This window comes from uncultured Campylobacter sp., assembly GCF_937981295.1.
Lineage (GTDB): Bacteria > Campylobacterota > Campylobacteria > Campylobacterales > Campylobacteraceae > Campylobacter_B.
The window spans coordinates 1-1,778 of sequence record NZ_CALJPC010000021.1; the positions used below are offsets into that span (position 1 = coordinate 1).

Genomic DNA, 1,778 nt, shown 5'->3' on the forward strand with positions numbered 1-1,778 from the left:
CATAAAATCAAAAAATTATGTGAGTAGTTTAATAAGATATTTCGACCAATTCATAGCTAGTAGCAGTTTTAGGATTTGTACTTTCATTTTTGCTCCTTTTGGTAATAACATTATAACAAAATAGACTTTAAGCAACTTGGTAAAAATTATTTGGCAGATATCAATTCGACAATGAGCGAGGGCTAAATACTATGTTTTAGATTATTTTTAAAATAAGCCGCCCAAAAGACGGCTTAAATTTCACCTCTCAAAAACGAAAATTTTATTCGTTCCATTTTCTCTAGACGCGACGTAAAATTTTCCATCCTTGATAGCTAGCGCATGCGCGTCGTTTGCGCCTTCAAGCTATAAATCTCCACGATCTTTCTGCTGCGCGGATCAAGCTTTAGGATGCTTGAGTATTGCTTCGAGAGTAGATAAACAAACTCGCCGCTCGCATCCATACCCGTGATATAGTAGTCGTTTATGTCCCTGCCGTCTTTTACGCCGAGAGCCTCATCGAAGCTCGGCACGAATTCGCTCGAGAGTAGATTATCGGCGTCGCTAAAGCTCGCCACACTCCAGCTTTGCTTGATATCATCAGGCACGCTCGCGATGAAAAACTCGCCGTAAAAGTCCGAGTGATCCCAGCTTAGGATATACTGCTGTTTGGCGCGCACAGTGGAGTAGCGGTCCTTGAAATCGAGCGTGAAATTTTCGTATCCATCGTGCAGATAACGCCACGCCTTGTTTGCTTCCTCTTTGCTTTGGTTCGGTGCGGGCTTGAAAAACTCATAGGGTTTATTATAGCTCATGAGCCCTACCGAGCCTTTAAAAAAGCTCGCCGCGACGGTCTCTTCCATCTGCATTATCCAATCGGGCGTGCTTCGTAGATAGTTTTTTACGGTTTTTAGCTCGCCGTCCATTTCGTAGAGCTCGAATTTTAGCGTACCGAGCAAGAAGCTTCCGCTTGCCGCGTCGTAGTCAAGCCCCGTGACGGGATTATTGTTTTTTAAATTTAGCGTTATCTCGCCGCTTTTGCGTAGCGGCGTTAAATTTGCCACTGCGCCGTCCGCAGGATTTAGATTAAATTCGCTGCCCAGCGCCAGTGCGGCGCACAATAGGGTTAAATTTAGAAATCTTTTCATCTTCAGCCTCACTTCGGTAAATTCGGTAGTTTTGGATTCCAGCTTTCGCGGAAGTCAATTTCGGTCTCCTCCCAGTGATCAAGCTCCCAAAACCACTTTGACGGATCGATGCTCATGCGCGAAGGCGTCGCGGAGGCTAGATAGGGCGGCGGGCCTGCGGTGATAAAGGCCTGCACGCAGTTAAAAGCCATGATGATCGCAAAGGCTGCCACGGCTATCTTGCCTAGCGCAAATTTGGGTAAAACCGCGCCGTATGCGCCCTCTTCGCTTTTTTGCATTATTTTACCTACGTTTTTGCCTAGCAGCAAAATCACGCCCAAAAATATAATGACGCAAAAATGCACCACTACGACCCAAAACTGCGTGTGCGCGCCTAAAATTTCAAGCCCGAAGCCCTGCTTGATGTCGAGGTAGCCGCCGCCGGTACCGTCGAGGCTGTAGTGCAAAAAGCCGTCGTATAGCCCGAGGCATGCTAAAAAGAGGATTGCGGCTAGGTATTTGACCGTAAAGCCGTATCTAACGATCAATAGGGCCATAAATGAGATCGCGACCATGCAAAATCTCTCGTGCCAGCACATGATGCAGGGACTATCGCCCATACCAAAGCCCAAAACAAGGCATGCGATACCTACGGGCAAAGCGATGAGAGCG

Annotated in this window: 2 protein-coding genes; both read right to left on the reverse strand. The window is 46.9% G+C overall.

The genetic code is table 11. The features are described 5' to 3' along the window. Positions 1-314: 314 nt before the first annotated feature. The gene (locus Q0135_RS02100) at positions 315-1,127 is read right to left on the reverse strand and encodes a hypothetical protein (RefSeq protein ID WP_297987869.1); all 813 of its coding nucleotides are present in this window, start codon (positions 1,125-1,127) and stop codon (positions 315-317) included. Positions 1,128-1,135: 8 nt separating this feature from the next. Then, on the reverse strand, positions 1,136-1,778 hold a 643-nt coding region (locus tag Q0135_RS02105), incomplete at its 5' end, for a disulfide bond formation protein B (protein ID WP_297987871.1).

What these genes read in the sequence shown, in the direction of transcription:
- Q0135_RS02100 (WP_297987869.1), bottom strand. Translation starts at nt 1,127, where the DNA reads ATGAAAAGATTTCTAAATTTAACCCTATTGTGCGCCGCACTGGCGCTG.